We start from the raw sequence: 26,897 nt of genomic DNA on the forward strand, positions 1-26,897 counted from the left end.
ATGCGAAAGGAGCAAGGCGCACGCAACACGGTGACAGCATGATCGCCGCGTCATTTCGGCCGTGGACCAACTGGTATTACACCGTCTCAAGGGACAGGCGAAGGTCATCGATGAGCGCCTCCGGATCCTCGATACCCACGTACAGCCGCACCATGTTGAACGATAGGCCACGCGGGTAGCCGTCCGGTCCCTTTGCAGCGCAAACCGGCCATTGCAGGCTTTCGTAGCCGCCCCAGCTCACGGCCATCAGGAAGCGCTTCAGGTTGTTGCAGAAGCGTTCGACAGCCGCCTCGTCCGCTGCATTGAGTTCGATGGTCATCAGGCCGCCGCAGCGCTTCATCTGTTGTTTGGCCAGCGCATGCTGCGGGTGACTTTCCAGGAAGGGCCAATACACGCGCTTCACCTTCGGATGTGCTTCCAGGAACCGCGCGATTTTCTCCGCATTGTCGGCGCTGCGGTGCACGCGCAGCTCGAGGGTCCGCAGCCCGCGCATCAGCAGCCATGCATCGTGCGGGCTGGGCACTGCGCCCAGGGTCATGAATTCCTTGCTCATCACCTGCCGCATGTGGGCTTTGGTTCCGGCGAGCACGCCGCACACCACATCGCTGTGGCCGTTCAAGTACTTGGTCCCGCTGTGTGCCACCAAGTCGATGCCCAGGTCGAAGGGGTTCTGGAACAAGGGGCTGTTGTAGCTGTTGTCGCACAGGGTGACGATGCCACGCTCCTTGGCGATGGCTGCCACTGCCCGCAGGTCCTGCAGTTCGAACGTGAATGAGTTCGGGCTTTCGGTGACGAAGAAGGAGGTGTTCGGCTTGCAGGCGCGGCGGTAGTTCTCGGCATCCGTACCGTCCACGTACGTTGTTTCCACCCCGAACCGGTCGAGCAGTTCGCTCAGCAGCTTCTTGGTCCAGGTGTAAGGCTTGTGCACGCACACCACATGGTCGCCCGCCTTGGTGAAGGAGATGATCGCTGCAGCGATGGCCCCAGCGCCGCTGCTGAAGAGCAAAGCATCCTCAGCGTGTTCCAATACGGCGAGTTTTTGCCGCACAATGGCAACGGTTGGGTTCGCGCCGCGCGTGTACACAGGCTGCTCCAGCTCGTTCTGCACAGCGTGGTGCATGGCCGCCACCGAGGGGTAGGTGAAGTTGCCGCTCTGCACGATGGGCGGCACCACAGCGTTGTAGCCGCGTTCGCGGTCTTCGCCCAGGTGGGTGAGCAGGTAGGAGAGGTCGTCGGTCATGGACGTCGTATGTAAAACACGAACCCGTTCTTGCGCGCGACTTCCGTGAAGGTGCCGATGGCTTCCACTTCGTGCACATGCGTCACCTTGCACGAGAGGTACACCGGCCTTTCGATAGCACCGTGGTAGAGGACGTCCTCCGGTGGTTGCGCTTCCTTGATGCGGCCGTAGAACTCGGGCACGTAGCTCTTGTAGCCCTTCGTCAGCAGCCAGCACGGTTCGCCTGGATGGCTCTTGGGGAGCTTGTCGATCCTGCTTACCGAAAAGCCTTCCGTATGGCCTTGGAAGAACTCCACGGCCGCGCGTTGCGAATAACCTTCAATGTTGTTGATGAAGAAGAACAGCGTGGCCCATATGAACACCACCACGCCGCCGAACGTGACAAGGATGCTCTGCCGGTACCGCGCGCGCTGGTGCAGGAAATGAGCTGCGGTGAGCGAGCCGAATAGGACAAGGCCGGCCAACGCTTCGAGACCTGTCCAATGCACATCGGCCTCCAGGTTGCCGAGTGCGAACGGGTCGGCGGCGAACAACGGCTTGAAGCGTTCGATGTGCATAGCGGCGAACGGCAGCACGATGACAACCACTGCCACGATGTTGCCCAGGATACCCAATGCGAAGCGCGTCCAGCCGAAGCCCTCGCGCTTCTCCCACACGCGCTCCAACTGAAGCGCGGCCAGGAAGGTCAGCGGGAAGTAGCACAGGCTGCTGTAGTGCACGATCTTGGTGCTGACGATGCTGAAGAGGATCAGCACCACCCAGAACAGCACCAGCATCCAGCGGCGGAAGTCATGGTGCTCGTCGCGTGTGGGCTTCAACAGTTCCTGCAAAGCGAAAAGCGACGCCGGGAAACAGCCGAGCAGCAGCACCACGAAGTGGTAGCCGACGAAGCCACCGTGGCCCGCATCCTCCTGTGTGAAGAGTTCCACCTGGCGCTGGAAGAAGGCCGCGCTGAAGGCCGGTCCGTTACGCAAGTAGTCGATGCCGAACCAGAGGCCGGTGACCACTACCAGCGCGGCCAGGAGCAGCGCAACATGCTTCCACGCGAAGAACATGCGGAAGCGGTTGGCGGCCCAGTACACACCCACGGTAAGGCCCAGGATGATGATGGCCGCCGGGCCCTTGGTCATGGTGGCCAGGCCCAGCAGCGCGCCGCTGAGCAGGGCCTGCACCGATGAACGCTCGCGCACGCAACGGATGATCGCATACAGCGACAGGAAGATGAAGAGGTTGAACCACGGGTCGATGATGCCGCTGTGGAAGTAGAGGTGCGGCAGGATGGAGCCCACGTAGGCCAGCACCCACAGCAACCCGAAGGTGCGGCCGCGCTCACGCGCACCGATCCGGAACAACACGACCAAAGTCACTGCACCACAGATCGCGTTGGGCAGGCGCGCAGCGAACTCGTCGATACCGAAGACGCTCATGCACGCGGCCTGCATCCAGATGAAGAGGGGTGGCTTCTCGTGGAAGGGCTCGAAAGCCATTTGCGGCCGCCACCAATCGCCGCTGGCCACCATCTCGCGGGCGATCTCGGCGAAGTTGATCTCGTCCCAATCGAAGAGGTGCACCGCGCCGAGGCCGGGCACGAACAGCAGAAGGGCGCCGAGCGCTATGAGCCACTGGATGCGCGCATTGCTCCAGTTGGCCATGGCTCAGGAGCGTTTGCCGAGCAAAGGCCAGCCCATGAGCCCGGTGCGGGCCAGGAAGTAGCGCCAGCTGGTGTGCACCACGCCCAGACCATAGGTCATGCTGCGGCTGAAGTTGATGCTGCTGGCCTCGTCGAAGTACTTGGTGGGGCAGGTGATCTCGGCGATCTCGAAGCGGTGCCAGAAGATCTGCGCGATCATCTGGTTGTCGAACACGAAATCATCGGAGCACTCGTGGTACGGGCAGGCATCGAGCACGGCGCGGTTGAAGGCGCGGTAGCCGGTGTGGTACTCGCTCAGCTTCTCGCCCATGAGCACGTTCTGCCCGAAGGTGAGCATGCGGTTGAAGATGTACTTGTATAGCGGCATGCCGCCCTTGAGCGCGCCGCCGCCCAGGATGCGCGAACCGAACACGACCGGGTAAACGCCATTGCCGATGAGCGTGATCATGCTGGCCAGCAGCTTGGGCGTGTACTGGTAATCGGGGTGCAACATCACCACAATGTCGCCGCCGAGCTCCTTGGCCTTGTCGTAGCAGCTCTTCTGGTTGCCGCCGTAACCGCGGTTCTTCTGGTGCTCCACCACGTGCTTTATGCCCAGTTGCCGGGCTACCTCCACGGTGTTGTCGGGACTTTTATCGTCCACCAGCACCACCTCGTCCACCAGGTCGAAGGGGATCTCGTCGTAGGTCTGCTTCAGTGTGAGCGCCGCGCGGTAAGCGGGCAGCACCACGATCACTTTCTGGCCGTTGTACATCGGGCGGCAAAGATGGGCCCCAAGGGCGAACAGGGTTTTAGAGGCCGGGCCTGTGGTATGGCAAGGCGAAGTGCCACTTGGGCAACCTAGCGGGGAAAGCGGAGACAAGTCGAGGATGGCGTATAAGGTGCGGAAACGGTAGTTTCACACAGCCAGCGGAACACTCGCCCATCGCGTCCTACACCTAGCAAACCCCTGCTATGAGCGCACGTATTTTGTCGATCGTCGTGCTACTGGTCATGCTATGCACCGGTCATCGACTAGGGGCGCAGGATTGGGCCGATCTGGGTCCGAACGATTGGAATTGGCCCTCCATTGGCAAGGTATCCTATCCGAAGTTGGTGCTCGATGCCAACGGCTATCCGGTGGTGGGCTGCACAGACCATGGCGCAGGGGGTGTGTTCCGGGTAAGGCGTTGGGACGGCACAAGCTGGAACGCACTCGGGTCGAACGGTTTCTTTCCCAGTGGTTCACTCCTGACCGGACTGGTCCTCGATGAGGTCGGCAACCCGGTGATGGCCGGTAGCGACGCAACGGGGCGCATTTGCGTGAGGCGGTGGAACGGATCGTTGTGGGCACCTGTTGGTAGCGATGGATTTTCATCGGGCGAGATCGCGGCTGTTGGGCTCGCGAAGGATGTGAACGGGACTTTCGTCGTGGCCTACATCGACGAAGCGCTGGACAGGCATGTGGTCGTTAAGCGATGGACGGGAGCCGTGTGGGAGACCATTGGCGAAGACGATTTCTCGGATACGGATGCATCCGAGCTTGCTCTGGCCTTGGACGCATCGGGCAATCCCATTGTGTGCTACAGGACGACCACTGGCGTTCATCTAAGAAGGGTGCAGCGCTGGACCGGTGCGATTTGGGAAACGCTACCACCGATCGACCTTGGTGCCGGCATCTTTTACGGGCTCGGACTTGCCGTGCAAGCCGATGGACATCCCATTGTGATCCTGGCACATACCGTTTACGGGAGCAGGGCAACGGTAGTGCGCTGGAACGGCACCGAATGGGAATTCGTGGGGCCTGCCGGTTTCTCCGTGGGCGACATCTTCAACCCGAGGATCTCAATGGATGGAGAAGGCAGGCCTGTGATCCTTTACAATGATCCGGATGATGGTGGAACGAGCATCAGACGTTGGGACGGCTCCGCATGGCAAGTGCTCTGCACAATGGACCCGCGGCTCTCTCCGCGAGATGCCGTCATGGCGTTGAGCCCCAATGGGGACATCACGGTTGCATGCGAATCCTGGGGGCTCGGCATGCGGGCATTGGTGCAGCGGTGGAACGGTTCTGAATGGCTGGATGTGGGCGAACGGGGGTTCTCGGCCACGGGCGCGTATTACCCCGGCCTGGCCATGGATACGGCCCAAGTTGTTGTCGCCTACACTGACATGTCGCTCGACAACCGCACCACGGTGCAGCGTTGGAACGGTAGTGCATGGGAAGTGATAGGGGCTGCCGGTATATCAGCAGGCTCTGCAGGACATCAAGCTGTCGCCCTTGACCCAATGGGCTTTCCGGTGGTGGCCTTCGCCGATCAGGCCAACGGCGGAGCTACGGTGATGCGCTGGGATGGTAGCACGTGGGCAGCCATTGGTCCTGTGGGTTTCACTGGGGCGGTACCGGCCGGGATAAGCATGAGCCTCACAGCCAGTGGGCAGCCCGTGCTCGCACTTAAGTTCTCCATCGGCTTCGAAGACTTCTACAGCATATATGTGGTGCGCTGGGATGGCACGTCATGGAATGCGGTCGGGCAGTTCCCTGCCGGGTACGGGCAGCACGGCATGAGCATGGCCTTGGATTCGGATGGGTATCCAGTGGTCGGCTACGACAAGGCCACATCAGACGGCTCGCGGGTGGTACGTTGGGACGGCATGGAGTGGAACATACTACCGGGTGTGCCCGAGGCGGGCTGGCCGTTTTTCCAGGACCTGGTCGTGGACACCGCGGACAAGCCGATCCTGGCCTCCAACGGCACGCTCTATCGATGGAGCGGGGCGTCCTGGCAGAGGATAGGTGCAGGTGGCGACGTTGAGATGGATGCGGTCTGCCTTGCGATAGGTGCAGCGAATGAGATCCTCGTCGGTGGCGTGGTGAACGGAAGCCCGGTGGTCAAGCGCCGGGTCGGTGGATCGTGGCAGCAACTGGGAAGCGGACGCTTCGCAACGAGCTTCTCCGATTTCAATGGTCCTCATTGGCTTGCAACCGATAAGCAAGGAGGGGTTGTGGTGGCCTACACGAACGGGGGCATGTTCGCTAAGTCGATCCAGTATTCCACCGCAACAGTCGTTCCCACCACCGGCGTGCTCTCCATTGGCCCTAACCCCAACCCCGGTGGCGAACTGTGGATGAGCTTGGATGGCTTGCCCACCGAGACAGCGAGCTTGGACGCGCAACTGCACGACATGTCGGGCCGCTTGATCGCTGCACAGGTTCTGCCTGTGGCAAACGGCCTGCTGAACGCAGCGATGCAGTTGCCTCCTGCGTTGCCGAGCGGGCTGTACGTTACCTCGATAAGCTCGACCGGTTCGCGATGGATCGCGAAGGTGATCGTCGCTAAGCCCTAGAAGTGTCGGCCCTATCTGTACAAACCGCCGCACCATGCACCACCGTTGCCGGGGACCACAGGTCCACGACCGATGGACACTCCCCCTGCACCTGCTCGCGGGGTGACGGGAGTGGCTTGGATGCAGGGAGAATGGGACAAGGAAGGATGCGCGTAGGACTGTCGTACAGCGCAGAAAGTCGCTGCCCCGCTCGTGTCTGTTGATGAGCCGCTGAACGCACGCGAGTACGGCATACTTTCGGCCGAAGGCCAGCGACCGAGGGACACTCGGCGAAGCCGAGCGTCAGCCCACCTGCGGTCAGCCATGGCAGAGCAACACGCGAGGAAGTGCGGGGCGACTGGTCGAGATTTTCGCGAAGGGGCAAGCGAGGGTCGCTGCTAAGGGCGTGAAGTGCTGTATTTTGTTCAGCCGAGGTTGACACGATTTCCGTCATCCTCGCCAACGAACAAACCGATGAGCTTTATCACCCAGTTGGCAGAACGCTTCAATGAAGAGAACTTCGATAACGTCGATGCTCATGGGAAGTTCATTTCGCAAGCCAAAGGCCAAATCAGCGCTATTGATAGCAAACGCGACCGCATCGAGTTCTTGACGGTTGTGCTCGAGGAGAATCGACGACGTTATGATGAGCATAAGCCGAAGTGCGGATCACCGAGTTCCTGTCAACTCAACTTCGCTCATGAGAGCGTTGGCTACTTTCTGACCCAGGAACTCACTCGCTTGGGTGCCGTTGTGGACGAGGACGCGTTCACCCCAGAGGAGAAGGATGCAAAGTCAGACAAGCTCGACCAAGTCTTGAATGATCTGAGCTCGCTGAAGGCCGGACAGGGGGCCATATGGACGGACATGCAGGAGCAACTCGATGAATTGCGTTCGTACTTCTTTCTTGGCAAGAAGAAGTGGTACCGGCTTGCTGCGGGAACCTTCGGAGAGATGGTCCTGTCTGGTATGATAAGTGAGTCGGTATCAAAGGGCTTGCTCTCTGAATTGAACAAGGCCTCAGCCCATCTACTTGGTCAATAGAAGATGTTCAGGGGGGAGTCAGCACACGTGAGATTCTCAAGCCTAGCGACTTACCTGTGAAGGGTGCGGGAGGTGTAATGGAATAAACTACCTTCAGTGCCTGTGCAAATGGACCAGCAACAGGAGGAAAGTCTTTTGGGTCGCATCTTGACCAATCAGTGGTTAGCTCTATTTGTTTTTGCTAAGGAGATTGTCGAAGGTGTGGCATGGATAGTTGGGGAGGTGGCACCGTGGATTGGGGGGCATATTCCCAAACTGAACACGCCACACGTTGATTGGATTGACCTGTTGTCTAAAGGGGTGATTGCTGCGCTTATCTTCATGCTCCAGCGTATGCTGAAGCTTATGCGTGCAGAGAACAAATCATTCCGAGCGACGCAGGAACTATGGAGGTCGCAGCAGGAAGCATGGCATGTCCGTCAAAGGAAGCTGGAGAAGGTTGAAAGATGGTTATCCACTTTCTCCGATTTCAGAGATGCTAAGAACAGCGGCAAGCCGCTTGACATGACATTTTATGCCCAGCAACGACTAGACTATTGGGTGTTAGCAGTTCGTGCGTGCTTGCGGCTGAAGGTGGTAGCTACACGTGAAGAGGCTGAATCGCTCATGGAAGAGCACTTCGGTATCAGTCGAACAATTCTGGAAGAGTGGGCCGCTGGGCAAAATCCTGGTGACATGCTGCATCGCGACGCCGCTCAACATCCATAATCGAGTTCACTCGCAGAGCTCGCTTGGTCGCACTAACCCTTAGGCTTGCACAGCGCTGACGCTCGCCTGTGGCGAGTTTCCATCCGTCGTGGGCCTGTGGCCCCTAAGCAGAACAACTTGTGTGCGGCAGCTGCCCGCATAGGCCCTTCCTTTCCATACCCAACCCTCACCCCACCCTCGCCGGCCTTGTCACCAACCACACCCCACTGAGCACCACCAGCACCATGGCGAATTGCGCTGCGGTGAAGGCCTCGCCATCGGCCACGCCCCAGGCAATGGCCACTATGGGCATCAGGTAGGTGACGCTACTGGCCCATACGGCCGAGGCCTTTTTGAGCAGGGCGTTCCAGAGCACGAGCGAGATGGCGGAGCTCATGACGGCCAGGATGGCCACAAAGCCCAATGAAGACCAGCCGTGCGGGTGCGTGGCCACGGTGGTCGGCAGGTCGGTGGCCAGCATGCCCATGCACCCGATGGGCCCCACGAAGGTGAGCGCCAGGCAGGCCGTGGCTTCGGCGGGCAGCATGTGCAGGTGGCGCTTCACGATGTTGCCGCTGAAGCCGTAGCAGAGCGTGCCCAGGATGGGCAGCACGGCGAAGAGGCTCCACTCGGGCCAGTTCCAATTGCCTTTTGCTAGGACAAGTCCCGCCGCACCGGCCAGGCCGAGCAGCACCCCGGCCACGTGCACCGCCCGCAAACCCGTGCCGAAGAACAGCGTCCCCACCAGCAGGGTAAACAAGGGCGTGAGGCTGTTGAGCATGCCGCTCAGGGAGCTGTCGATGCGGGTTTGGGCGGCGGCGAACAGGAAGGCCGGTATGCCGTTGCCGAGCAGGCCCGAGCCCAGCAGGGGTTTCCAGTGGGCGCGCAGTAGGGCCGCATGCCGGAAGAGCAGGGGGGAGAGCGCCAACCAAGCAATACCCAGCCGGGCGCTGGCCAGCTGCCAGGGGTCCAGCACGGGCTGCCCGTCGTGGAACAGCCCCCGTTTCATGAGGATGAAGGAGCTGCCCCAGATGAGGGTGAGCACGCCGAGCAGCGCCCATTTCTTCCACCCGTCACCCGCTGGCGCCATTCGTTAAAAGTTCGGCGCCGAAAGTACCCGGCGATATACCACGGGTACATTTGTAACCGTTAGGGGGCCCAGCCCGTCATAGACCCGGAACCCACCGCCATGAACACCGCCAAGTCCCTCCTTTTCGCCAGCCTGCTCTTCGCCGCCTGCGGCCAGCAACCGGCAGCTGAGACGATGGAAAGCGCGCAAGCCACCCCGGCCGTTGAGCGCACCGAGATCAGCACGGAGATCACCGAAGGCACCCCCGTCACGTTCGCCGATCTGAAGATCGATGGCATGACGTGCGAGCAGATGTGCGGCGGCAGCATCAAGAAGGCCTTGGCCGCTCTGCCCGGAATAGCTTCCACGGAGATCAAGTTCGATTCCCCCGACGGCGACCACGCCGTGGTGACCTACGACCCGAACGCCATCACCGATGCGCAGATGGTCGAGGCCATCCAGAAACTGCACGAGGGCCAGTACAAGGTGCTGGCCGTCACCATCACCAAGCAGGTGAAGGTGGAAGGCGCGGCTGCTGAAGAGAACACCGGCGAAGTGAAGAGCAACGAAGTGCAAGCCGCTGCAGCCACTGCGGCAAAAGCTGCTGAAGCCGTGAGCGCCATTCCTGGCATCCTCGAAATGCTCAGCGCGATCATCCGCCGCTGATCCGCTTCCGAAAACTTGAACGAAGGGCCTCGCAAGGGCCCTTCACTTTTTTCCGGCAGTGCGCGTGACCCGCGCAACGCACCGGCGTCGGAAACCCCGAGGACCGGTCAGCAATGACTGGTTAGTGGGAGAGCGGCCGCTGTGGGGAAACCTGTGGCGGTCGCTTGCATTTCCATGACCCCGCACATTGTACCGCCGGTAGTTTCGCGGCCGATGAACGATGCTGCTGTGAGCGATGGCCTGAGGCCCGTGCGCAATTGGTTGATGACGGGCGCGGTGATGATCGCCCTGATGGTGGTGATCGGTGGCATCACCCGCCTCACGGAAAGCGGGCTCAGCATCACAGAGTGGAAACCAGTGACAGGCGCGTTGCCGCCGCTGAGCGAAGCGGCGTGGCAGGAAGAGTTCGAGCGCTACAAGCTGATACCCGAGTACCAACTGGTGAACAACACCATGGACCTCGCCGGGTTCAAGCGCATCTACTTCTGGGAATGGTTGCACCGCAACTGGGGAAGGTTGATGGGCGTGGTGTTCGCTGTGCCGTTCTTCATCTTCTGGCGGCGCGGGCTGCTGAAGGGATGGTTGATGAAGCGCTCCATCGCCATCATGATCGGTGGCGGCTTGGTGGGCGCGCTCGGCTGGTACATGGTGTCCAGCGGACTGAGCCAGAACACCGATGTGAGCCACTACCGGCTGGCCATCCACTTGTGCGCGGCTTTCACCGTGTTCGCCATGGTGCTTTGGACCTGGTTCGACCTGAAGAAGGACCGACGCACCGTGGCGCCGGAGAGCAGCACAGGCAAGTGGGCACGCGCGATCCTGGCGGTGCTGGCGGTGCAGATCATCTGGGGGGCGTTCACCGCAGGGCTCGATGCCGGCCGCATCTACAACACCTGGCCACTGATGAACGGCGAATTCATGCCGGACAACGTGCGCGCGTTCGGCAACGTGGTGCAGGACTTCACCGACCACAAGGACGGTGTGCAGTTCGTGCACCGCAACCTGGCCTACGTGGTGGCGTTGGCGGTGTTCCTCTTTGCGTTGATGCCGAAGCACCCAGCGCATCTGGTGCGCCCGAACATGTGGATGCTGGGCATGGTGCTCGCGCAGTTCACGTTGGGCATCCTAACGCTGGTGTGGCAGGTGCCCATCCTGTTGGGCGTGCTGCACCAGTTCGGTGCGGTGCTGCTGCTGGCCGCGGTGCTCAATGTCATGCACCGCACCGGAAAGCCCATCAACGCCACTCCAGCGTCTGCGTGAAGTGCGCGATGTCCGACCGCAGCCGCTCGGTGACGGGCGCCAGTGAATCGGCGTTGGGGCGGCAGTTGAAGTAGAGCGAGCCGTATAGGAAGCGCGAGGTGCTGTCGGTGAGGTAGAACACCATGGGGCTGGCCACATTGCCGTCCACGGTGAACACGGTGCCGAACACATTGCTGCTGTCGCGCAGCACGCGTTCGCTTTTGATGCGCACGGCCTTGCTCTGGTGCTTGCTCTTGAAGTCGTGTGCGTCGTTGATCAACCGTTCCAGGTCGTTGTTCACGGTCTTGTAGGTGAGGAACACCTGGGCCCGCTGGCCGCTGAAGTTCCAGTCCTGCCAGCAGCGCTCACCGCTTTTGTGCGCGGCCATCTTCGAGTAATCGGGCAGTTCAGCATTGAAGCACTCGCCTTCCCATGCGGTGAACTTCTGCTCGGGCAGGTCGATGCGGAAATAGGCGCGCTCCTTGGGCACGGGGTCTTCGTTGCAGGAGGTCAGGAGCAGGAGCAGGGGCAGGGGCAGGAGCAGGAGCGCGCGCAGCCTTGCTCCTGCACCTGCCGACTGCTCCTGGCTACTTCTTCGCTTCATCTTTCATGTGCACCTTCACGCGGCGCACGCGTTTGTTGTCCGCGCTTTCCACGGTGAAGGTGAAGTTGCGCAGGTCCACGCGTTCGCCTTTGCGTGGTATGCGCCCGGTGAGCTCCAGGATGAACCCGCCGAGCGTTTCGCTGTTGCCCTTGTTCTCGTCGAACACCTTGCCGTCGGTGTTCAGGATGCGGTACACATCGGTGAGCGCGGCCTTGCCCTCGAAGACGTAGGTGCGGTCATCGAGCTTGCTGTAGATGAGGTCCTCGTCATCGAACTCGTCGGTGATGTCGCCGACGATCTCCTCGATGACGTCTTCCAGGGTGATGATGCCGCTGGTGCCGCCGTACTCGTCCACCACGATGGCCAGGTGCACGCGTTTGCGCTGGAACTCGGTGAGCAGGTCATCGAGCTTCATGTTCTCCGGCACGAAGTAGGGCGTGCGCAGGAGCTTCTGCCATTCGAAATCCGTGGTGTCCATGTGCGGCAGCACGTCCTTGATGTGCAGCACGCCGACGACGCGGTCCAAGGTGTTCTCGTACACGGGCACCCGGCTGAAGCCGCTTTCGATGATGCTCTGCATCAGTTCGCCGAAGGTGAGCTCCTTGTCGAAGGCGACCACATCGGTGCGGGGCCGCATGACCTGTCGCGTTTCGATGTTGCCGAACTTCACGATGCCCTTCAGGATGCGCTGTTCCTCGGCGGTGGTGCTGGCGTCCTTGGTCAGTTCAAGCGCCGCGCCGAGCTCATCCACGCCGATGTTGCCACCGCTGCGCTTCTTGTAGCGCTTCTCGATGAACTGCGTGCTGCGGACGAGCACCTCGTTGATGGGGCTCCAGAACCAGCGCAGGGCCATCAACGGGCCGCTCATCATCATGGCCACGCTCATGGTGTGCAGGGTGGCGTACACCTTGGGCATCACTTCACCAAGCAGCAGAAGCACGGCCGTTACGGCGATGGCCTGGATGATGAACACCACGTACTCGGGCAGCCGCTGCAGGTCGAAGAAGCCATCGATGACGATGGTGGAGAGCAGCGCGATGGCGATGTTGACGAAGTTGTTGCTGATGAGGATGGTAGCCAGCAGACGACGGGGACGCTCCAGCAGTTCCAGCACGCGCTGACCACTGGTGCCGCCGCGTTCGCGCAGGTCGCGCAGTTGTGTGGGCGTAAGCGCAAAGAGGGCCACCTCGCTGGCGCTGATGAGCGCCGAGCAGACGAGCAGCACCACGATCAGCACCAGGGCGATGATCGTCATGCCGTCAACTGCTAGAAGGGGAAGGTGGCTCACGAGGGGGTGTGGTGGATCATGGGGTGCATGGCATCCCGATCCTTGCTGCGATGTTGCTCAGAAGGGAAGGTCGTCCAGTTCCTCGGCGGGCGCTGATGTGCCGGTCGGTGCAGCTGCCGCAGCGGGTGCGGCCTGCGGTGCGGTGCTGCGCTCTCCGCTGGGGCGGTCGAGCATCGTCAGTTCATCGGCCTGTATCTCGGTGGTGTAGCGCTGCACGCCGTCCTTGTCCTGCCATTGCCGCGTGCGCAGCTTGCCTTCCACGTACACCTTGCTGCCCTTCTTCACGTACTTCTCCACCACCTCGGCCAGGCCGCGCCACGCCACGATGTTGTGCCACTCGGTCTGCTCACGCTTCTCGCCGGTGGTCTTGTCGCGGAACGTTTCGCTGGTGGCAATGCGGAAGTTGGCCACGGGGATGCCGCTGGGCAGGTGACGGATCTCGGGGTCGGCACCCAGGTTGCCGATGAGGATGACTTTGTTGACGCCGCTCATGTCGTGAAGAATGGACGCCGAAGATAGCGGCGCGCGGAACCGCCCTCAGGCCTCGCCGGGACGTGTCAATTCCTTGAAGACATCCTCCAGCCCGCGCTCGCCCTTGCGCAGGGTGAGCACTTGCAGGCCGTTGTCCACGGCGAAGCGGAACACGGCCGGGCGCACGTCTGTGCCCGCGCTATGGGCAATGCTCCAGAAGTTGCCGTCCATGCGCTCGGCGCGCTTCACGCCGTCGATGCCCAGGAGCTTGCCTTTGTTCACGTCCTTGTCGAACTCAGCTTCCAGCACTTCGAACTGCCCGCTGGCGCTGCGGAGCTCGTTCGCCTTGCCGTCCGCCACGATGCGGCCCCGGTCAATGATGATCACGCGGTCGCAGATGGCCTCCACCTCCTGCATGATGTGCGTGCTCAGCATCACGGTCTTCTCCCCCCCGATGCGTTTGATGAGGCCGCGCACTTCCTCGAGCTGGTTGGGGTCCAGGCCGCTGGTAGGCTCGTCGAGGATGAGGACCTTGGGGTCGTGGATGAGGGCTTGCGCAAGGCCCACACGCTGGCGGTAACCCTTGCTCAGTGCTCCAATGCGTTTGTGCTGTTCACGTTCCAAGCCCACGGTGCCGATCATCTCGCGCACACGCTCACCTTTCTTCTTCAACCCGTGCACCCCGGCCACGAAGTCGAGGTATTCCTTTACGTACAGATCGGTGTAGAGCGGGTTGTGCTCGGGCAGGTAGCCAACGTTGCGGCGCACGTCCATGCTGGCCTCGCGCGTGTCGAAGCCGCATACGGAGGCCGTGCCGGAAGTCGGGGGAAGGAAACACGTGAGCACCTTCATCATGGTGCTCTTCCCGGCGCCATTGGGCCCCAGAAAACCTACCACCTCGCCGCCACCGATCTCGAACGCGACGTTGTCCACGGCCTTTTGCTTGCCATAGACCTTGGTGATGCCCTGCACGCTGATGCTCATGCGCGCCTGCTCGCCGCAGGCGGGGCGAATGTAGACGCCCGGTTGCGCAGCGCACGACCGTTGCTCGCGCCATCTTCACGCCGTGGACCAGGAGAATGCCCTGCGCAAGTGCCGCGCGTTGTGCGCCCGCCAGGAACGGTGCCGACAGGAACTGCTGCTAAAGCTGAAGGGCTGGGGAACGCCGCGACCGGAGAAGGTGCTGGACCAGCTGGTGAAAGAGGGTTTCCTGAACGAGGCGCGTTTCGCGGAGGACTTCGCCGTGGGCCACTTCAGGCAGAAGGGCTGGGGCAAGCAGATGATCCGTGCGGCCTTGCAAGCGAAGGCGGTCCCTTCATCTTTGATCCAGGCGGGTTTGGACGCCATTGATCCGGCGGAATACACGGCGGCGCTGAAGGCGCTGGTGAAGAAGCGGTGGGCGCAGGAGAAGGAGCCGGATCCGTTCGTTCGGGAACAACGCGTGCTGCGCTACCTGGTGGGGCGTGGGTGGGAGGCCGACGATGTGCGTAGCGCATTGGCTTCCGTGGCCAAGCGGTAGCGGTTAGTTTCGCGGCCCGAAAATGGTCACGGCTTATCAGATCGAAGAACTGGGCCAGCGCCTCGAAGCGCTGAAGGGCTACCTGCAGGTGGAGGACAAGCGCGGCCTGATCCAGGAAGAGGAGAAATACACGCACGACCCCGAGTTCTGGAACAACCAGAAGAAGGCCCAGGCCACCATGAAGAAGATCCGCGAGCTGAAGCGGTGGGTGGAGCTGTACGAAGGCGTGAAGCGCGAGGTGGACGACGCCGGTGTGATGCTGGAGTTCTTCAAGGCGAAGGAGGTGAGCGAGGAAGACCTGGAAGCGCAGTACAAAAAGGCCGCCGACGCGCTGGAAGAACTCGAGTTCAAGAACATGCTCAGCGCGGAAGAAGACCCGCTGAGCGCCGTGGTGCAGATCACCGCAGGGGCGGGCGGCACCGAAAGCTGCGACTGGGCCGGCATGCTGCTGCGCATGTACCAGATGTGGGCGAAGAAGAACGGCTACGAAACACGCACGCTCGACTACCAGGACGGCGAAGGCGCCGGCGTGAAACAGGCCACCATGGAAGTGGACGGCGAGTTCGCGTTCGGCATGCTGAAAGGCGAGAACGGCGTGCACCGCTTGGTGCGCATCAGTCCGTTCGACAGCAACGCGCGCCGCCACACGAGCTTCGTCAGCGTGTACGTGTACCCGCTGGTGGACGAGACCATCGAGATCGACATCAACCCGGCCGATATCACGTGGGACACCTTCCGCAGCGGCGGTGCCGGTGGCCAGAACGTGAACAAGGTGGAGACCGGTGTGCGCCTGCGCCACGCGCCCAGCGGCATCATCATCGAGAACACCGAAACACGGAGCCAGCTCGACAACAAGACCAAGGCGCTCCAATTGCTGAAGAGCCAACTGTACGAGGCCGAACTGGAGAAGCGCCGTAGCAAACGCAGCGAGATCGAGGCGGGCAAGAAGAAGATCGAGTGGGGCAGCCAGATCCGCAACTACGTGCTGCAGCCCTACAAGCTGGTGAAGGACGTCCGCACCGAGCACGAGACCAGCAGCGTGGACGATGTGCTGAACGGCTACATCGACGACTTCCTCAAGGCCTTCCTGATGAAGCACGGCCAGTCACAGAAAGTCTGAATCCCTACCACCCGTACCGTCGACCCACCGGGTCGACCCACATAGCAACCATGGAATACCGCATCGAGAAAGACACGATGGGCGAGGTGAAAGTCCCCGCCGACAAGTACTGGGGCGCTCAGACCGAGCGCAGCCGCAACAACTTCAGGATCGGTCGGCCGGCGAGCATGCCGCTGGAGATCATCAAGGCCTTCGCTTACTTGAAGAAGGCAGCGGCGCTCACCAACGTGGAGCTGGGCAAACTGCCCAAGGAGAAAAGCGACCTCATCGGTCGCGTGTGCGACGAGATCCTGGAAGGCAAGCTCGACGACCAGTTCCCGCTGGTGATCTGGCAGACGGGCAGCGGCACGCAGAGCAACATGAACCTCAACGAGGTGATCGCCTACCGCGGTCATGTGCTGCAGGGCGGCAAGCTCACCGACGAGCAGAAGGCGCTGAACCCGAACGACGATGTGAACAAGAGCCAGAGCAGCAACGACACGTATCCCACGGCCATGCACATCGCTGCGTACAAGCTGACGGTGGAAGTGACGCTGCCGGGGGTGAAGAAGCTACGCGACACGCTGGACCGGAAGGCGAAGGCGTTCGAGAGCATCGTGAAAACGGGCCGCACGCACTTCATGGACGCCACGCCCCTCACGCTGGGGCAGGAGTTCAGCGGTTACGTGCAACAGATCGACAACGGCCTGCGTGCGGTGAACAACGCTTTGGAAATGGTGCGCGAACTGGCGCTCGGCGGCACGGCCGTCGGCACGGGCCTCAACGCGCCCAAGGGCTATAGCGTGCTGGTGGCGAAGAAGATCGCGGAGCTCACCGGCCTGCCCTTCGTCACGGCCCCTAACAAGTTCGAGTCGCTCGCCGCGCACGATGCCATGGTGGAGCTGAGCGGTGCGTTCAAGCGTCTTGCGGTCTCCTTGATGAAGATCGCCAACGACATCCGCATCCTCAGCAGTGGTCCGCGCAGTGGCATCGGCGAACTGGTGATCCCCGACAACGAGCCGGGTTCATCCATCATGCCGGGCAAGGTGAACCCCACGCAGCCGGAGGCGCTCACCATGGTGTGCGCCCAAGTGATCGGCAACGACGTGGCGGTTAGCATCGGCGGCATGCAGGGCCACTTCGAGCTGAACGTGTTCAAGCCGCTCATCGCGGCGAACGTGCTGCTGAGCGGCCGTCTGCTCGGTGATGCCTGCGTGAGCTTCAACGACAAATGCGCCGAGGGCATCGAGCCGAACAAGGAGGTGATCAAACGCCACTTAGAGAACTCGCTGATGCTCGTGACCAGTCTCAACCCGCACATCGGCTACTACAAGGCCGCTGAGATCGCCAAGAAGGCGCACAAGGAGGGCACCACACTGAAGCAGGCTGCGCTGGCACTGGGCCACGTCACCGCCGAGGACTTTGACAAGTGGGTGGATGCGGCGAAGATGTGCAGCGAGGGATGACCACCGATCGTGCTGAATGACGAAGGGCTGCTGATGGGCAGCCCTTCGCTTTTTGCGCGGCGATGGCCTCTAACCCACCCAGCGCCGTGCCATGATCGTTCGTAATACGTGTCCGCTCAATGGACCATTGAGCAGCCAAAGCTCAAGAGGATGTGCGGAGCGGAACATGATGTTCATCACTCCACCCGGGTCTTTTCCTCCGTTGGGCCCGAGGCTTCAACTGACCGACGGCGCTGCCGGAAATAACCTGCAAGGTCTCCGACAACATTCCCGGCCAGCCCGCCCAAAACCGCTCCGCGCACCGCACTGCCCAACGGATGCGCGCTGAAGACGCATCCGCCCGATGTGCAGGATGCCTCGCTCCAAGTGAGCCACCCGATGATGGCTCCGACCATGGCGCCGGCGATCAGGAAAAGCATTCCGCGTTGCACGATCGTTGGTTTTTGTTGCAGGCAAAGTTCCGAGCAGGTCGCCTCCCGCGATGGTGAGGATCATCACGGTCCGCGGCGGTCCGTGGAGATACGTTCGCCCATCAACCTCCCCCTTCCTATGGCCCAACACTACCAACTCCTCGTGATCGGCGGCGGCAATGCCGGTCTCTCCGCAGCCGCACACCTGCTGCTGAAGTCGCCGAAGACCAGCGTGGGCATCGTGGAACCATCGGAAAAGCACTACTACCAACCGGCGTGGACCTTGGTGGGCGGCGGTGCGTTCAACATCAAGGACACCGAACGCAACGAGCAGGAGTACATCCCGAAAGGAGCCGAGTGGATCAAAAGCAGTGTAGCCACCTTCCAACAGGAAGCCAACACCGTTACGCTCTCGGATGGGAAGGTGATCGGCTACGATCAATTGCTCGTGTGCCCGGGCATCCAGCTCGACTGGTCGGCGGTGAAAGGACTACCGGAGGCTCTGGGCAAGAACGGTGTCAGCTCCAACTACAGCTTCCAGCACGCGCCGTACACCTGGGAACTGATCAAGGGCTTGAAGAAGGGCCGCGCGATCTTCCACAACCCGCATACGCCGGTGAAGTGCGGGGGCGCGCCGCACAAGATCATGTACCTGGCCGCTGATCATTGGCGCAAGACGGGCGATCTGAAGAACATGGACATCCAATACTGGAGCGGAGGTGCCAAGCTCTTCGCCGTACCACGTTATGAGAAGACCTTGTTGAAAGTGGTGGAACGCGGCGGGATCAAGCTCAACTTCAATTGGAAGCTTGAAGAGATCGACGGTGCGAACAAGCGCGCACGCTTCATGGGCATCGGCGAGAAGAACAAGGACGTGGTGCAATGGGTGGAGTACGACATGATGCACGTCACACCGCCACAGAGTGCGCCGGACTTCATCAAGAAGAGCCCGCTGGCCAACGCCGCCGGCTGGGTGGATGTGGACAAGCACTCGCTGCGGCACACCAAATTCCCGAACGTGTGGAGCATCGGTGATGCTGCCGGCTTGCCCACCTCGAAGACCGGTGCGGCCATCCGCAAACAAACGCCCACGGTGGTCGCGAACATCCTGGATGCCATGGCGGGCAGATCGCTGCACGCGAACTACAACGGTTACACCTCCTGCCCGCTCGTCACCGGCTACGGCAAGCTCGTGCTCGCCGAATTCGACTACGACAACAAGCCGCAGGAGACTTTCCCCATCGACCAGAGCAAGGAGCGCTGGAGCATGTACATGCTGAAGCGTGAAGTGCTGCCGCGCATGTATTGGAACTTCATTCTGCGCGGCAAGGCGCAGGGGTGACGATCATCACCAGAGCGCTTCCCAGCTGGAGCGATCTTCGCGGCATGGAAACGATCAACACCATGCCCCGCATCGGCGACCAAGCTCCCGACTTCGAGGCCCTCACCACGCACGGTCCGCTGAAGTTCAGCGACTACATCAAAGGCAGTTGGGCCATCCTCTTCTCGCACCCGGCCGACTTCACGCCCGTGTGCACCACGGAACTGAGCGGCTTCGCGCAGAACAAGGAGTGGTTCGCGGCGCGCAACACCAAGCTCATCGGCGAGAGCATCGACAGCATCCACAGCCACGTGGCCTGGGTGCAAGCCGTGCGCGAGAAGACCGGTGTGTACATGGACTTCCCGATCATCGCCGACATCGATATGAAGGTGGCGAAGCTCTACGGCATGCTGCATGAGAACGCGAGCAATACCGCCGCCGTGCGCGCCGTGTTCTTCATCGACCCGAAAGGCATCATCCGCCTGGTGATGTACTACCCGCTGAACGTGGGCCGCAACATGGACGAGATCATGCGCGTGCTGGAAGCCATGCAGACCGCGGACGCCAACGGTTGCGCCATGCCCTTGAACTGGAAGAAGGGCGAGAAGGTGATCGTGCCACCGCCCAAGACCTTGAAGGACCTTGATGCGCGCCTGAACGAGAAGGGCATTGAACTGATCGACTTCTATCTCGCGAAGAAGCAGTTGGAGACGGCCTGAGACGACCGTCGGTTTTTCAGGAAAGGCTCCTTCGGGGGCCTTTCTTGTTGGCGGTGGTGATGATCGTTACACAAGCCCGTTTTCCTGACGATCATCACGTGTACGGCCAGTGCCCCCATGGACTTTTGCGATGAACAAGACCGGGACAGGTCGCAAAACGAACGAGCCATGACCATCAAACAGATCTACACCGGCTGCATCGCCCACGCAGCGTATTACCTGGAGAGCAACGGCGAAGCGGCCATCTTCGATCCGCTGCGCGAAGTGCAACCCTACATAGATCGCGCTGCGGCCGACAAGGCGACGATCAAGTACGTTTTCGAGACCCACTTCCACGCCGACTTCGTGAGCGGCCATTTGGACTTGGCGAAGAAGGCCGGTGCCACCATCGTGTACGGCCCAACGGCGAAGCCGGGATTCACGGCTCACGTAGCCATGGATGGCGAGGTGTTCAACGTGGGCAAGGCGAAGGTGAAGGTGATCCACACACCCGGGCACACCATGGAGAGCACCACCTACTTGGTGATCGATGAGAACGGGAAAGAGCACGGCATCATCACCGGGGATACGCTCTTCATTGGCGATGTCGGCCGCCCTGACCTGGCGCAGCACGTCATCGCTGACCTCACCGAGGAGAAGCTCGCCGGTCACCTGTACGATTCGCTGCGCAACAAGATCATGCCGCTGAGCGATGACCTCATCGTGTACCCGAACCACGGCGCAGGCAGCGCATGCGGCAAGATGATGAGCAAGGAGACCACCGACACCCTCGGCCACCAGAAACAGGTGAACTACGCGCTGGACCCGAAGCTCACCAAGGAGGAATTCAAGAAGGCGCTGCTCACTGGGCTCACACCGCCTCCCGGCTACTTCCCCAAGAACGTGCTGATGAACATCCAGGGCTACGAAAGCCTCGATGCGGTGATGGCACGTGGCAAGCGCGCACTCGCTCCGAACGACTTCGAGGTGGTGGCCAATGAAGAGCGTCCGCTCGTGCTCGATACGCGCCCGGCCGCGGTGTTCGCGAAGGGCTTCATACCGAACAGCATCAACATCGGGCTGGACAGCAACTTCGCCATGTGGGTAGGGGAGATGATCCCCGACATCAAACAAGCGATCCTGCTCGTGACCGAACCCGGCAAAGAAGAGGAGAGCATCATCCGCCTGAGCCGCGTGGGCTACGACCATACCATCGGCTTCCTTGAAGGTGGTTTCGACGCGTGGAAGACGGCAGGGAAGGAGGTGGACTCCGTTGCTCGCATCTCGGCTGAGGAGTTCGCGACGCGTTACAACACCAAGCCGCTCGTCTTCGATGTGCGCAAGAAGAGCGAGTTCGACAGCGAGCATGTGGAAGGCGCCATCAACGTGCCGCTCAACCGCATCAACGATCACCTCGCGGAGTTCCCGAAGGACAAGCCCTTCATCCTGCACTGCGCCGGTGGCTACCGCAGCATGATCGCCGCCAGTATCCTGAAGGCACGCGGCTGGGACAACTTCGTGGATGTGGAGAGCGGCTTCACCGGCATCAAGAAGACCGGCGTGAAGGTGACGGAGTACGTGTGCCCGACGACCTTGCTCTAAAGAACAGGTACCTGAACGCAGAAGCCCCGGTCGGAAGGCCGGGGCTTCATGCTATCGCCATCCCAAAGCCCCCCCGCACAACCACCACGCCCGTCCGAACCCCATGTCCCGCAGCACCTGCGCGGCCTGCGCACTTCTTCCGCCGCCCTTGGCGCACACGGTGATGATGCGCTCCCTGGGCGACCAGTCCCGAACGCGCTCCTGCAGCTCGGTGAGGGGAATGTTGATGGCTTGTGGCAGGTGGCCGCTTGCATATTCTTCGGCGCTGCGCACATCCACCATGCGCACACCGGGTTTGTTCAGCAGCGGCTTCAGGGCTTCCGGCTCCAAACACTCGCGTTCGCTCGGCATACGCAGCCACACCACGATACCGCTAAGCATCGTGACCGCTCCGATGGCCAGGATTGATGCGGTGATGCCGAAGCGATCGGCGATGAGACCGGTGATCAGCGCGCCGATCGCATAGCCCAGATCGCGCCACCAGCGGAATACGCCTACGGCTTCGCTACGCTGTTGCGGATGCGTGTGCGCGGCGATCACCGCGAGGAAAGTCGGGTATACGAGCGCGGTGCCGAAGCCGAGCGCGGCGCTAAGCATGATGTATGCACCCTGCGCATGCACGTAGTGCAGTCCGATGATCGCGAGCCCTTGCAGCACCATGCCGATGATCAGCAACGATCGGCGGTTGACATGATCGGCGAGCTTGCCGGTGAAGAGTTGCCCCAAGCCCCACACTGCAGGATACACAGCTGCGATCAGCCCGATGCGTTCCTGCCCTAAGCCTTCGTTCAGCAGCAGTACGGGCAGCAGGCCCCACAGCATGCCATCGTTCAGGTTGTTCACCAGTCCGGCTTGAGTGACGCTGCCCAGCGTGCGGTGCGTGAGACTGGTCTCCACGAACACGCGCTTGAGTTTCGGGATCGCGCTGGTCACGCTCTCTGCCGCTACATGGTGCACGGTGTCCTTCACCCAAAGCAGTGTGAGCAACAGCCCTATCACTGCGATGCCGATCCCCACCTGGAAGGGCACCGGTCGCGGACCGTACTGTGCGGCCAGGTATCCCGTGAGAAAGGCCATGGCACCTACGGCGATGTAACCGGCGAATTCGTTGAGGCCCATGGCCAGGCCCCGGTCCTTCTCGCCCACGAGGTCCATCTTCATCACCACCGTGCTGCTCCAAGCAAAGCCTTGGTGGATGCCCAGCAAGATGTTGGCTGCTACCACCCACGCCCACGCATCGGCGTAGATGAGCAGGAAGGGCACGGGCAGCGCGAGCGCCCAACCCGTGACAAGCAGTGCTTTGCGTCCGTAGCGCCCAGCCAGCCTTCCAGTGAAATAGTTCGCCAGCGCCTTACTGATGCCGAAGGCCATGATGAAGCTCAGCGCCGCAGCGTGCGAGCCAATGCCGAACTCCACTTCCGCCAGCAGCGGCAGAACTGTGCGCTCTATGCCCACCATGCCGCCTACGAAGGCGTTGACGATGACGAGCAAGGTGAACTGCTTCCAGTGGGGGCGGAGGCCGAGCTGGGCGTTCATGATCTCGGTGCTGTCAATGGCCGTGCTTGAGGAGCATCCCGATCTGGCCTGCGTGGTAGGCCGTGTGCGTCACGATGCGGCCCAGGGCCTCGGCCTTGGTCTTCCTCCCGAACTCCTTTGTTTCGATCACGGCATCCCAGTCGGCATCGGACTGTGCCTCGATGGCGCGACGCAGCGTATCCGCGCTCTCCGCCACGTAGGCCTTCAACGCGGCCAGGTCGGTCCACTCACCGGTATCGTGTCCTTTGGCCACGGTGCTGGCATGCACCTGCACGTCCTTCAGCCCGAACACGTTCTTGGCGAAGAGCATCTCCACATCGCCGATGTGCCGCACCAGGTAGCCGATGCTATTGGGCGCGGGGGCGAGCTTCTTCGGCAGGTCGGCCTCGGTAAGCTGGTCGAGCAATTTGGTGAAACGGGTGCGGCCCTCGGTGAAGAGGGCTAGGAATGATGCGGTCATCGGATGAGCGAGAGTGTCATTCGTTCGTTCCCTGTTCCGGTGCGTTCGAGCGGAAGTCGAGATGGTTCACCCACGTCAGCTGCATGTACCACTGGTTGAACCAACCGTTGGACATCTTCCAGTTCACCAGCAGCAAGCCCGCTTCGATCCCGTGCCTGTCGTTCAGCTTGTAACCAAGCTGTGCGGCGCTCCAGTTCTCCTCGTAAGTGAAGTCCTGGCTGGTGTTGAAGAAGGGTTCCACGTAGCCCATGAAATAGGCTCGCGCATCCGAGGGCCATTTCACCCCCATCAGGTAGCGTAATCTTCCACTGAAGCTAGCGCTGCCCGTCGTGCGATCCTGGATGAAGCGTTCATCGAAACGCAGGCGGTGCTTCCATTCCAACCGTGGGAACGGGTGCTTGTAGGTGATCTGTTGGAAGGCGCGGTTCTCCACCCGGTAGTCGTCGCGGAAAGGGTTCTGTCGTTCATGCACGTACGACGCTGTCACACTCCATCGCGTGGTCAGCTTGTAGCTGAGGCCCAGCTCCCCATAGAGGTAGAAGGAACCGGTCGGGATGGCCCCGTTGGCATCATCCCCTAGCGTGATCGCGTCGAAGAGATAGACGTTGTAGCTGAACTTGTTCGACAGGTCACCGCTGTGGTCGATCGTTGGGAACAGACCGAAAGAGTTGATGTTCTGTGCGATGGCGGCACATGGCAGCAGCGAGAAGACCAATGACAGCAGGCGCATGGTCAACGGGCTTTGCGTAGGGCTTCGGCGTAGTACGCTGGCATGTCCACGTCCATCACCCCCGTGGCGGCCTTTTCCACATCGTAAGGCACACGGATGAAGGAAACACCCAGCGCATCGGGGTCAAGGACCGACAAGTGCGAAGGGATATCCAGTTCCACATAGCACGCGCGTGGATCGCTGTCCTTCGGCTTTCCCACCGACCCGATATTGATCGCATGCCGGTATGCCGTGCGGCCATCGCGCTCATAGGCGAACACCCTGTGGAAAGGCTTGTGCGTGTGGCCGAAGCACAGGATATCCGCATTCGCCCCTTCCAGGATCCGCATCATGCTCTTTTCATCGCGGTCCTCGAAAAGATACTCGTTGATCTTCCGCGGGCTGCCATGCACGAGCAGCAGGTCAAGGCGGTCGTGGTTCAAGTGGTGTTCCACCCGGATGTGCGCAGGAAGAGTGCGCAGATAGGCCCGTTGATCGTCACGCACGAGTTCGTTCGTGCGGGCGATGGATACGGCACCGTTGGCCTTCTCCTCATCCGTCTTGTAGGCGCAACCGCAATCATCGCTCGATCTTCCGATGCCGAAGTCATAGTTGCCCGCGACGGTCGGAATTCCACGACCACGGATCAGATCGACGACCTCGTTGGGCCAGGCGTTGTAACCGACCAGATCGCCGAGGCAATAGATCGCATCGGGTTTGCGCCGATCGATGTCCGCCAGCACGGCTTCGAGAGCGGGCAGGTTCGCGTGGATGTCGCTGAAGAGGGCGATGCGCATGGTTCAGGGCGTTGATCCGGGCGGTTTTCTAAGCAGCCTCCACACGCCGGTGGCCAGAATCGCTCCAAGCGCGGGGGCGAGGATGTACAACCAGAGCGAACGCAGCTCACCGGAGACCAGTGCCGGTGCGATGCTCCGGGCCGGGTTCATGCTTGCCCCACAGATCGGTCCGGCGAAAAGTGCTTCAAGCCCCACCACCGATCCAATGGCGATCCCCGCCATGAGACCGGTCTCCTTCGAACCTTGTGACACCTGCAAGATCACGAGCATGAGGAAGAAGGTGAGCAGCAGCTCCAGGATGAAGGATTGCATGTCGCTGCCAGATGGAAGGGTCGAGCCCAAGGAATGGTTCTCAGGGAAAAGGGATCGCAGGGTCAGTGAGGCGAGTACTGCACCACCCAGCTGTGCGGCGATGTACGATGGTGCTTGTATCGCTGGGAATCGTTTGGCCACAACAAAGCCGAGCGTCACAGCGGGATTCAAGTGTGCGCCAGAGACATCGCCGAACGCGTAGATCATCGCCAGCACGATCAAGCCGAATGTGGCCGCGACTCCGAGGTGCCCGATCACACCGGTCTGCTCGTTGATGATGATGGCGCCCGTGCCCGCGAAGACGAGCGCATAGGTCCCGATCAGCTCTGCGACGTAGCGCCTCATGCGTGCTGCGCGATGAAGTCCTTGCAGTAGGCCTTGATCTCGTCGCGCACCTGCCTGAATGCACGCATGATCTCTTCCTCCGTGCCCGTGACTTTCGCCGGATCGGTGAAGTTGTGGTGGTGCTTCTGCGCAGTGGTGGGGAACCAGGGGCAGCGCTCCTTGGCATTGTCGCAGACCGTGATCACATGGTCGAAGGTGTGGTCCCGGTACTCGTCCACATTGTTGCTCGTGTGGTGGCTGATGTCGATGCCATCTTCCTTCATGATCGCGATCGCGCGCGGGTTCACGCCGTGCGTCTCCACGCCGGCGCTGAGCACTTCCACAGCGGACCCGCCGAAGTGCTGCAAGTAACCGTGGGCGATCTGGCTGCGGCAGCTGTTGCCGGTACAGAGCACGAGGATGCGCATCAGCAGCAGGTGCTATCGATCCCGCAGCCGCAGGTCTCGCCGGTGGCCACCTTCACCTTCTCCGTGCCTTCAGCGTTGGGTGCACAACAATCGCCGTTGTCATTCCGGGCATGACCCGGAATCGCGCTCCCCTTGTATGCAGATACCGTGATACTGAAGATGCCCGTTCCGCTGGCCTTGTAGGCAGCGATCTCCGCCGCGCTCAAGTGGCGGGAGAGAATGTCGTCCGGTACGATGATGGGTTTGCGCTTCTGCACGCTCACCTGCTCGAAGCCCAGGTCGTGGATAATGCCGAGGTATTCACTCTCCTGCAGGGCGCCGCTCACGCAGCCAGCGTACATCTCCGCGCTGGCGCGCAGGGTGTCGGGGATCGCGCCACGCAGTACCACATCGCTGATGCTGAAGTGTCCGCCCGGTTTCAGCACGCGCAGCACCTCGCTGAGGGCTTTGCGTTTGTCGGGCACCAGGTTGAGCACGCAATTGCTCACCACCACGTCCACGATGTTGCTCGTGAGCGGCAGCGCCTCGATGTCGCCTTGGCGGAACTCTACGTTCTGGTAGCCCAGCTTCGCGGCGTTCGCCTTCGCCTTGGCCACCATTTCCGGGGTGAAGTCCACGCCGATAACGCGGCCATCTTCACCGGTCTCGTGGCGGGCCACGAAGCAGTCATTCCCGGCGCCGCTGCCCAGGTCGAGCACCGTGTCACCCTTCTTGATGCCCGCGAACTGCGTGGGCAATCCGCAGCCGAGACCGAGGTCGGCGTCGGGGTTGTAGCCTTCCACCTGGGTGTAGTCATCGGTCATGATGTTGTACACCTCCGTGCTGCAACCACCCGCGCCGCAGCAGCTGCTCGCGTTGGTGTCCTTGTCCTGTTTGGCGATCTCCGCGTACTTGGCGCGGACCATGTCTTTGGTTTCTTGAGCAGTGTTCATGGCTTGTGTCATGCCGGTC

At 61.3% G+C, this 26,897-nt stretch carries 27 protein-coding genes; 11 read left to right on the forward strand and 16 right to left on the reverse strand.

Going from position 1 to position 26,897, the window contains the following annotated elements:
• Positions 1 to 76: 76 nt before the first annotated feature.
• The 3 genes from IPJ76_12115 to IPJ76_12125 are packed head-to-tail and all read right to left on the reverse strand — an operon-like array spanning position 77 to position 3,645.
• Positions 77 to 1,240, reverse strand: a complete 1,164-nt coding sequence (locus IPJ76_12115; GenBank protein QQR85353.1) for a PLP-dependent transferase — start codon at positions 1,238 to 1,240, stop codon at positions 77 to 79.
• The gene (locus IPJ76_12120) at positions 1,237 to 2,892 is read right to left on the reverse strand and encodes a glycosyltransferase family 39 protein (GenBank protein ID QQR85354.1); all 1,656 of its coding nucleotides are present in this window, start codon (positions 2,890 to 2,892) and stop codon (positions 1,237 to 1,239) included. The genes IPJ76_12115 and IPJ76_12120 overlap by 4 nt, the downstream gene beginning before the upstream one ends.
• A 3-nt stretch (positions 2,893 to 2,895) precedes the next feature.
• On the reverse strand, positions 2,896 to 3,645 hold the full coding sequence (locus IPJ76_12125; GenBank protein QQR85355.1) for a glycosyltransferase family 2 protein: 750 nt from the start codon (positions 3,643 to 3,645) through the stop codon (positions 2,896 to 2,898).
• 200 nt (positions 3,646 to 3,845) lie between these two features.
• Between IPJ76_12125 and IPJ76_12130 the strand changes: the two genes are divergently transcribed.
• From IPJ76_12130 to IPJ76_12140, 3 genes are all read left to right on the forward strand, one after another.
• Positions 3,846 to 6,218, forward strand: a complete 2,373-nt coding sequence (locus IPJ76_12130; GenBank protein ID QQR85356.1) for a T9SS type A sorting domain-containing protein — start codon at positions 3,846 to 3,848, stop codon at positions 6,216 to 6,218.
• A 453-nt stretch (positions 6,219 to 6,671) separates the two neighbouring features.
• On the forward strand, positions 6,672 to 7,241 hold the full coding sequence (locus IPJ76_12135) for a hypothetical protein (GenBank protein ID QQR85357.1): 570 nt from the start codon (positions 6,672 to 6,674) through the stop codon (positions 7,239 to 7,241).
• A 108-nt stretch (positions 7,242 to 7,349) separates the two neighbouring features.
• The gene (locus IPJ76_12140; GenBank protein QQR85358.1) at positions 7,350 to 7,949 is read left to right on the forward strand and encodes a hypothetical protein; all 600 of its coding nucleotides are present in this window, start codon (positions 7,350 to 7,352) and stop codon (positions 7,947 to 7,949) included.
• Positions 7,950 to 8,115: 166 nt separating this feature from the next.
• Here IPJ76_12140 and IPJ76_12145 read toward each other — a convergent pair whose 3' ends face one another.
• Positions 8,116 to 9,018, reverse strand: a complete 903-nt coding sequence (locus tag IPJ76_12145) for a DMT family transporter (protein ID QQR85359.1) — start codon at positions 9,016 to 9,018, stop codon at positions 8,116 to 8,118.
• Positions 9,019 to 9,117: 99 nt separating this feature from the next.
• Here IPJ76_12145 and IPJ76_12150 point away from each other — a divergent pair, with 99 nt between their 5' ends.
• Together IPJ76_12150 and IPJ76_12155 are read left to right on the forward strand one after the other, a co-directional pair.
• On the forward strand, positions 9,118 to 9,663 hold the full coding sequence (locus IPJ76_12150) for a heavy-metal-associated domain-containing protein (GenBank protein QQR85360.1): 546 nt from the start codon (positions 9,118 to 9,120) through the stop codon (positions 9,661 to 9,663).
• A gap of 213 nt (positions 9,664 to 9,876) precedes the next feature.
• Entirely contained in the window at positions 9,877 to 10,923 is a 1,047-nt protein-coding gene (locus IPJ76_12155; GenBank protein ID QQR85361.1) for a COX15/CtaA family protein, read from the forward strand.
• Here the strand turns inward: IPJ76_12155 and IPJ76_12160 are convergent.
• The 4 genes from IPJ76_12160 to gldA all read right to left on the reverse strand — a co-directional run bounded on the left by IPJ76_12160 (position 10,898) and on the right by gldA (position 14,249).
• The gene (locus IPJ76_12160) at positions 10,898 to 11,506 is read right to left on the reverse strand and encodes a hypothetical protein (protein ID QQR85362.1); all 609 of its coding nucleotides are present in this window, start codon (positions 11,504 to 11,506) and stop codon (positions 10,898 to 10,900) included. The genes IPJ76_12155 and IPJ76_12160 overlap by 26 nt on opposite strands.
• The gene (gene gldE / locus IPJ76_12165) at positions 11,490 to 12,761 is read right to left on the reverse strand and encodes a gliding motility-associated protein GldE (protein QQR85363.1); all 1,272 of its coding nucleotides are present in this window, start codon (positions 12,759 to 12,761) and stop codon (positions 11,490 to 11,492) included. Before gldE ends, IPJ76_12160 begins: the two co-directional genes overlap by 17 nt.
• Positions 12,762 to 12,851: 90 nt before the next feature.
• Entirely contained in the window at positions 12,852 to 13,286 is a 435-nt protein-coding gene (gene ssb, locus IPJ76_12170) for a single-stranded DNA-binding protein (GenBank protein QQR85364.1), read from the reverse strand.
• Between the two features lie 45 nt (positions 13,287 to 13,331).
• Positions 13,332 to 14,249, reverse strand: a complete 918-nt coding sequence (gldA, locus tag IPJ76_12175; GenBank protein ID QQR85365.1) for a gliding motility-associated ABC transporter ATP-binding subunit GldA — start codon at positions 14,247 to 14,249, stop codon at positions 13,332 to 13,334.
• 82 nt (positions 14,250 to 14,331) lie between these two features.
• Here gldA and IPJ76_12180 point away from each other — a divergent pair, with 82 nt between their 5' ends.
• Genes IPJ76_12180 through fumC form a run of 3 tightly spaced genes read left to right on the forward strand, consistent with a single transcriptional unit; the run spans position 14,332 to position 17,349 of the window.
• The gene (locus IPJ76_12180; protein ID QQR85366.1) at positions 14,332 to 14,784 is read left to right on the forward strand and encodes a RecX family transcriptional regulator; all 453 of its coding nucleotides are present in this window, start codon (positions 14,332 to 14,334) and stop codon (positions 14,782 to 14,784) included.
• Positions 14,785 to 14,806: 22 nt separating this feature from the next.
• Positions 14,807 to 15,904 (forward strand): peptide chain release factor 2, encoded by a 1,098-nt coding sequence (gene prfB / locus IPJ76_12185; protein QQR85367.1) that lies wholly within the window; start codon positions 14,807 to 14,809, stop codon positions 15,902 to 15,904.
• A 50-nt stretch (positions 15,905 to 15,954) separates the two neighbouring features.
• Entirely contained in the window at positions 15,955 to 17,349 is a 1,395-nt protein-coding gene (gene fumC / locus IPJ76_12190; GenBank protein QQR85368.1) for a class II fumarate hydratase, read from the forward strand.
• A 176-nt stretch (positions 17,350 to 17,525) separates the two neighbouring features.
• Here the strand turns inward: fumC and IPJ76_12195 are convergent, their stop codons facing one another.
• The gene (locus IPJ76_12195; protein QQR85369.1) at positions 17,526 to 17,768 is read right to left on the reverse strand and encodes a hypothetical protein; all 243 of its coding nucleotides are present in this window, start codon (positions 17,766 to 17,768) and stop codon (positions 17,526 to 17,528) included.
• A gap of 130 nt (positions 17,769 to 17,898) precedes the next feature.
• Between IPJ76_12195 and IPJ76_12200 the strand changes: the two genes are divergently transcribed.
• The 3 genes from IPJ76_12200 (at position 17,899) to IPJ76_12210 (ending at position 21,380) form a co-directional block, all read left to right on the forward strand.
• The gene (locus IPJ76_12200) at positions 17,899 to 19,101 is read left to right on the forward strand and encodes an NAD(P)/FAD-dependent oxidoreductase (GenBank protein ID QQR85370.1); all 1,203 of its coding nucleotides are present in this window, start codon (positions 17,899 to 17,901) and stop codon (positions 19,099 to 19,101) included.
• A gap of 44 nt (positions 19,102 to 19,145) precedes the next feature.
• Positions 19,146 to 19,799 (forward strand): peroxiredoxin, encoded by a 654-nt coding sequence (locus IPJ76_12205; GenBank protein QQR85371.1) that lies wholly within the window; start codon positions 19,146 to 19,148, stop codon positions 19,797 to 19,799.
• 168 nt (positions 19,800 to 19,967) lie between these two features.
• Positions 19,968 to 21,380: an MBL fold metallo-hydrolase gene (locus IPJ76_12210; protein ID QQR85372.1), complete on the forward strand. Its 1,413-nt coding sequence runs from the start codon at positions 19,968 to 19,970 to the stop codon at positions 21,378 to 21,380.
• A 51-nt stretch (positions 21,381 to 21,431) separates the two neighbouring features.
• Here the strand turns inward: IPJ76_12210 and IPJ76_12215 are convergent, their stop codons facing one another.
• Genes IPJ76_12215 through IPJ76_12245 form a run of 7 tightly spaced genes read right to left on the reverse strand, consistent with a single transcriptional unit; the run spans position 21,432 to position 26,878 of the window.
• Complete coding sequence (locus IPJ76_12215; protein QQR88455.1) at positions 21,432 to 22,919, reverse strand: MFS transporter; 1,488 nt, start codon at positions 22,917 to 22,919, stop codon at positions 21,432 to 21,434.
• Between the two features lie 10 nt (positions 22,920 to 22,929).
• The gene (locus tag IPJ76_12220; GenBank protein ID QQR85373.1) at positions 22,930 to 23,376 is read right to left on the reverse strand and encodes a DinB family protein; all 447 of its coding nucleotides are present in this window, start codon (positions 23,374 to 23,376) and stop codon (positions 22,930 to 22,932) included.
• A gap of 16 nt (positions 23,377 to 23,392) precedes the next feature.
• The gene (locus IPJ76_12225; protein ID QQR85374.1) at positions 23,393 to 24,106 is read right to left on the reverse strand and encodes a DUF2490 domain-containing protein; all 714 of its coding nucleotides are present in this window, start codon (positions 24,104 to 24,106) and stop codon (positions 23,393 to 23,395) included.
• A 2-nt stretch (positions 24,107 to 24,108) separates the two neighbouring features.
• Positions 24,109 to 24,882 carry a metallophosphoesterase family protein gene (locus IPJ76_12230; GenBank protein QQR85375.1) on the reverse strand — a complete coding sequence of 258 codons (774 nt, stop codon included), beginning with the start codon at positions 24,880 to 24,882 and terminating at the stop codon, positions 24,109 to 24,111.
• A gap of 3 nt (positions 24,883 to 24,885) precedes the next feature.
• On the reverse strand, positions 24,886 to 25,539 hold the full coding sequence (locus IPJ76_12235; GenBank protein ID QQR85376.1) for an aquaporin: 654 nt from the start codon (positions 25,537 to 25,539) through the stop codon (positions 24,886 to 24,888).
• Positions 25,536 to 25,949, reverse strand: coding sequence for an arsenate reductase ArsC (locus IPJ76_12240; protein ID QQR88456.1), 414 nt, complete (start codon positions 25,947 to 25,949; stop codon positions 25,536 to 25,538). The genes IPJ76_12235 and IPJ76_12240 overlap by 4 nt, the downstream gene beginning before the upstream one ends.
• A complete protein-coding gene (locus IPJ76_12245; protein ID QQR85377.1) occupies positions 25,946 to 26,878 on the reverse strand; it encodes an arsenite methyltransferase in 933 nt (310 codons plus the stop codon). The genes IPJ76_12240 and IPJ76_12245 overlap by 4 nt, the downstream gene beginning before the upstream one ends.
• Positions 26,879 to 26,897 lie beyond the last annotated feature (19 nt).

It is taken from the genome of Flavobacteriales bacterium, from assembly GCA_016699575.1.
Taxonomy (GTDB): Bacteria; Bacteroidota; Bacteroidia; order Flavobacteriales_F; family PHOS-HE28; genus PHOS-HE28.

Bases quoted from the DNA above. Each gene is read 5' to 3' on its own strand.
- IPJ76_12115 (QQR85353.1), bottom strand. From the start codon at position 1,240: ATGACCGACGACCTCTCCTACCTGCTCACCCACCTGGGCGAAGACCGC.
- IPJ76_12120 (QQR85354.1), bottom strand. From the start codon at position 2,892: ATGGCCAACTGGAGCAATGCGCGCATCCAGTGGCTCATAGCGCTCGGC.
- IPJ76_12125 (QQR85355.1), bottom strand. From the start codon at position 3,645: ATGTACAACGGCCAGAAAGTGATCGTGGTGCTGCCCGCTTACCGCGCG.
- IPJ76_12130 (QQR85356.1), top strand. From the start codon at position 3,846: ATGAGCGCACGTATTTTGTCGATCGTCGTGCTACTGGTCATGCTATGC.
- IPJ76_12135 (QQR85357.1), top strand. From the start codon at position 6,672: ATGAGCTTTATCACCCAGTTGGCAGAACGCTTCAATGAAGAGAACTTC.
- IPJ76_12140 (QQR85358.1), top strand. From the start codon at position 7,350: ATGGACCAGCAACAGGAGGAAAGTCTTTTGGGTCGCATCTTGACCAAT.
- IPJ76_12145 (QQR85359.1), bottom strand. From the start codon at position 9,018: ATGGCGCCAGCGGGTGACGGGTGGAAGAAATGGGCGCTGCTCGGCGTG.
- IPJ76_12150 (QQR85360.1), top strand. From the start codon at position 9,118: ATGAACACCGCCAAGTCCCTCCTTTTCGCCAGCCTGCTCTTCGCCGCC.
- IPJ76_12155 (QQR85361.1), top strand. From the start codon at position 9,877: ATGAACGATGCTGCTGTGAGCGATGGCCTGAGGCCCGTGCGCAATTGG.
- IPJ76_12160 (QQR85362.1), bottom strand. From the start codon at position 11,506: ATGAAGCGAAGAAGTAGCCAGGAGCAGTCGGCAGGTGCAGGAGCAAGG.
- gldE (QQR85363.1), bottom strand. From the start codon at position 12,761: ATGACGATCATCGCCCTGGTGCTGATCGTGGTGCTGCTCGTCTGCTCG.
- ssb (QQR85364.1), bottom strand. From the start codon at position 13,286: ATGAGCGGCGTCAACAAAGTCATCCTCATCGGCAACCTGGGTGCCGAC.
- gldA (QQR85365.1), bottom strand. From the start codon at position 14,249: ATGAGCATCAGCGTGCAGGGCATCACCAAGGTCTATGGCAAGCAAAAG.
- prfB (QQR85367.1), top strand. From the start codon at position 14,807: ATGGTCACGGCTTATCAGATCGAAGAACTGGGCCAGCGCCTCGAAGCG.
- fumC (QQR85368.1), top strand. From the start codon at position 15,955: ATGGAATACCGCATCGAGAAAGACACGATGGGCGAGGTGAAAGTCCCC.
- IPJ76_12195 (QQR85369.1), bottom strand. From the start codon at position 17,768: ATGCTTTTCCTGATCGCCGGCGCCATGGTCGGAGCCATCATCGGGTGG.
- IPJ76_12200 (QQR85370.1), top strand. From the start codon at position 17,899: ATGGCCCAACACTACCAACTCCTCGTGATCGGCGGCGGCAATGCCGGT.
- IPJ76_12205 (QQR85371.1), top strand. From the start codon at position 19,146: ATGGAAACGATCAACACCATGCCCCGCATCGGCGACCAAGCTCCCGAC.
- IPJ76_12210 (QQR85372.1), top strand. From the start codon at position 19,968: ATGACCATCAAACAGATCTACACCGGCTGCATCGCCCACGCAGCGTAT.
- IPJ76_12220 (QQR85373.1), bottom strand. From the start codon at position 23,376: ATGACCGCATCATTCCTAGCCCTCTTCACCGAGGGCCGCACCCGTTTC.
- IPJ76_12225 (QQR85374.1), bottom strand. From the start codon at position 24,106: ATGCGCCTGCTGTCATTGGTCTTCTCGCTGCTGCCATGTGCCGCCATC.
- IPJ76_12230 (QQR85375.1), bottom strand. From the start codon at position 24,882: ATGCGCATCGCCCTCTTCAGCGACATCCACGCGAACCTGCCCGCTCTC.
- IPJ76_12235 (QQR85376.1), bottom strand. From the start codon at position 25,539: ATGAGGCGCTACGTCGCAGAGCTGATCGGGACCTATGCGCTCGTCTTC.
- IPJ76_12245 (QQR85377.1), bottom strand. From the start codon at position 26,878: ATGAACACTGCTCAAGAAACCAAAGACATGGTCCGCGCCAAGTACGCG.